Origin of the sequence: Pantoea sp. A4 (genome assembly GCF_000295955.2) — a bacterium.
Lineage (GTDB): Bacteria > Pseudomonadota > Gammaproteobacteria > Enterobacterales > Enterobacteriaceae > Pantoea > Pantoea multigeneris.
In genome coordinates, this window is record NZ_ALXE01000057.1 from 1 (window position 1) to 3,080 (window position 3,080).

The 3,080-nt window shown below is 49.0% G+C and carries 4 protein-coding genes; 2 read left to right on the plus strand and 2 right to left on the minus strand.

Features of this window, described 5'->3' with window-relative positions:
• Positions 1 to 572: 572 nt before the first annotated feature.
• The gene (locus B880_RS0122350; RefSeq protein WP_017349696.1) at positions 573 to 935 is read right to left on the minus strand and encodes a protease inhibitor I42 family protein; all 363 of its coding nucleotides are present in this window, start codon (positions 933 to 935) and stop codon (positions 573 to 575) included.
• Between the two features lie 178 nt (positions 936 to 1,113).
• Positions 1,114 to 1,521, minus strand: coding sequence for a hypothetical protein (locus B880_RS0122355; RefSeq protein WP_157060608.1), 408 nt, complete (start codon positions 1,519 to 1,521; stop codon positions 1,114 to 1,116).
• A 594-nt stretch (positions 1,522 to 2,115) separates the two neighbouring features.
• Here B880_RS0122355 and B880_RS27245 point away from each other — a divergent pair.
• Positions 2,116 to 2,244 carry a hypothetical protein gene (locus B880_RS27245; RefSeq protein WP_017349698.1) on the plus strand — a complete coding sequence of 43 codons (129 nt, stop codon included), beginning with the start codon at positions 2,116 to 2,118 and terminating at the stop codon, positions 2,242 to 2,244.
• Between the two features lie 279 nt (positions 2,245 to 2,523).
• Positions 2,524 to 2,856 (plus strand): plasmid mobilization protein MobA, encoded by a 333-nt coding sequence (gene mobA / locus B880_RS25420; protein WP_051005725.1) that lies wholly within the window; start codon positions 2,524 to 2,526, stop codon positions 2,854 to 2,856.
• The last annotated feature ends 224 nt before the right edge of the window (positions 2,857 to 3,080 follow it).

Below are 3,080 nucleotides of genomic sequence, written 5' to 3' on the forward strand. Positions count from 1 at the left end.
GCGCCGGTGAACGCCACGGCGGAGCTTTTTGTCCCGGGCCGCTCTGAACGGCGGGAAAAAAAAAGGAGCCCAGGAGGCTCCGAAATGTTTAGCTAACTTATCTTCGTCATCCTCACAGCACCAGGGTGTCCGTGATTTCGCGGGATGGGTGACCTGATAAATATGGCACAGGCTCCGGATCTGCGCGAAAAATTCCCCCGCCCGCTCACCGTTACCCGATCTCCCCTTTTAGCCGCTTCGCCGGATTTTAGCCGCTAAAATCCTTTCCGGCTGTGCCGGTGCATAACCATTCACCCCCGCAGAGCGCATCAGAACGATCCTGGGCGGTTTTCCGGGGGGAAGAGGTGCTCTTTTGCGGCTCAGGGCCTGAAAACGCGCTGAGGGCGTCTCAGGGGGTGCGGTAAAGAAACGTTATGGTAAATGAGAGTGGCCGGGCCATTGCGTCCTAAACCCGAGGAGAAGAAGTGAGCCCTACAAACATGAATGCATGTTTGTAGGGCGGGTTAAAACTTTCCCTGGTTGCGCAGTACTTAAACAACATGATTAAGTTTAAAAAATCCTGACCTGAGTGGTTATTTTATATCCACTTTTACAGTGGATTCTTCCCATGAGGCTTTATCAAATGACTGGCCGTATATCATTTTCAGTTCACCTTTACCGGATTTTTGGGCGATAAAGTTGAAGGTTTCCTTGCCGGAGCAGCCGACAGCGCCCTCTCCGCAATCCTTGGACTGCTCATAGCTGCTTGAGACGAAGACCAGTTCATCAGGCAGGCTTTTTATCATCCAGCCGTATCCCGTTGTAGGGTTGCTTTCAACAGAGAAACTAACTTTTTTCCCCTGCACTCCCTTGATGTCCTTAACTTTCTCTGACGCCATTGTTGAGGTGGATACTGCCATGATGATGCCAGCAATTAGCATTTTTTTGACTGCCATATAATCATCCATTTGGTGAATTTATCTTTTTTTATGCCATTTCATGGGTGTATTTGAAAGTTTTTTCTATTTTTTTGGTCCTAGCTACTGTCCAATGATGATGTGTCACCGGACCGGCTAAAAAACATCATCTGGAAGTCCCTGGGGGCTTCGTAGTCTGCGGTACTGGAAAGGGATGTTATGGTAAATAGCCAAACCATTTTAATGAGGAGTAAATACTTAGCCCATAGGCGAATACGATCGCTGGGATTGAAAGTATGGCTAGGATTGCATACTTCCCGGGGAATGCTGGGGTTATGTTTATAGCTAGATTAATTATGAATGTTCCAATTATCTGAAGTAAAAACCAAGCGATAAAAGCAGTCCAAAAGCCCTCAAAAAAGCCGATGTAAACAGCAATCCAGAAGGTTAGAGGTATTGATAAAAACATCACAATTGTGAATGTGAGATTATGAATTATCCCTGGAGTGTTTAGTCTTTCGGGATCTCGTTTTGTATCAGCTCCGATCCTAAGCATCATGACCGTAACGTATTCGGCTAATACTACAGACAGCCAGCTACCATTCTCTACAAAGTTGGCTAACATGCTTGTTCCTATGATTTTTTGGAACAGCATACCTAATGCCCCCGTGGTGGGTATATAAAAATCACGGGGAGCGTAGCGACCTTCGTCTAGCTCTTTTCTTGTGTGTCTTACCCTGCAAAAGGCTTGATTGTGTGGGCTCAGTGTCAGACGTTCTCAATCACACTGTTCCGCTTGTTGCTGCCTTGGTTGCTCATTTTATCAGGTGCCAGTTATCGTACTGCGAGACGGGGTAGAGCCTAACTCTTTCGCGGTTAAGTTACGTATCCACCAATTGCCTGTTTATCCTGCCGGAGTCCGGGGCGTAGACCTGAGCGTCCAAGGTGCAGATATGATTTTAATGTCGTTGAATGGTATTAAGCTGGTAGTGACACGTCTAGCCAGCCCTGCTAAGATTTGATTGTCTAGGTCTAATCTGTAGCAGGTATCTGCACGAATTAGAGTACTCAAGCCCTGTGATTCTGTCACGGGGCTTTTGTACATTTAGCGCCCGAGAATCAAAAACATCCCTTCAAGAACCTTATACTGCTCGCCGCAGACTCATGACTGAACGGAGTGAGCGCATGCCTCATTCGTCTTCTTCTCAATGGGAAACTCATGACAAAACCTCAAAAGACCGAAGGCATACCCTTTGCAAAGGTCAAAGAAAAAGCGCTCCAGAACAAGGCTGTTCTTGCCGCCTATGAAAAAGCTAGGAGAGAAGATAACTTGCCTTCTGACGGCTAGTTTTTGCCGTCAGATTGTTCCTCAATGGTTTCCCTCTTCGTTCTGCCTTTCATCGCCGGTTTTTCCAGGCACGTTACCGATGTGTGCAAATCTTCCTCGTCAAAGCGTTCCCCTTTGAAACCCGTAGCCGGTTCATCGAATCTGCATGCGCGACAGATCCGCAGGACTAAACTACGGGACAGGATATGTCTTGTAATACCGCCGCCGCGTCGGCAGCATTACAAGACGACCTAGTCAGGGCTTTGCCCCGACACCCCGAACCGAAAAAAAGAGGCGTCAATGAGTCGAAGCGAACGAAGGAACCGGACCAGATTAATCCAGGTAAGGTGCACGCCTGAAGAGCACGACATGATTTTACAGAGTGCAGAGGCGGCATGCCTGACGGTGGCCGAGTACGTCCGGAGGATCGCGCTGCGTCGAAAAATTAAGCCGGTTACGGATTACAAAATGATTATGGAACTGAGCCGGCTCGGCGGCCTGCAGAAACACCTCTTCATGCAGGGGCACAGGGCGGACAGCAAAGAGTATGCGGAGATCCTGACCGAGCTGAAAAAAGCGATCCTCCGCGTGGACGGTGTATTACCCCGCCAGGGACATGACCCGGACGAATAAGTTTTACCGGACATCGTTTCTGCTTGCCTGATACCGTCGCCGACACTTCATCGCCTCCACGGTGTCTGGCAGACTGTCCAGAGTTTATTCTGACCGGAGATCACCATGACCCGACTGACCAACCTGACGCCCGCCGAGAAAAAATTTCTCGACGATGCTGTTGCCGCCGCTGAGAGAGCGTCAGGCAAGAAGCTGAATCAGCCAAACCGGCATATCGTCCTGAA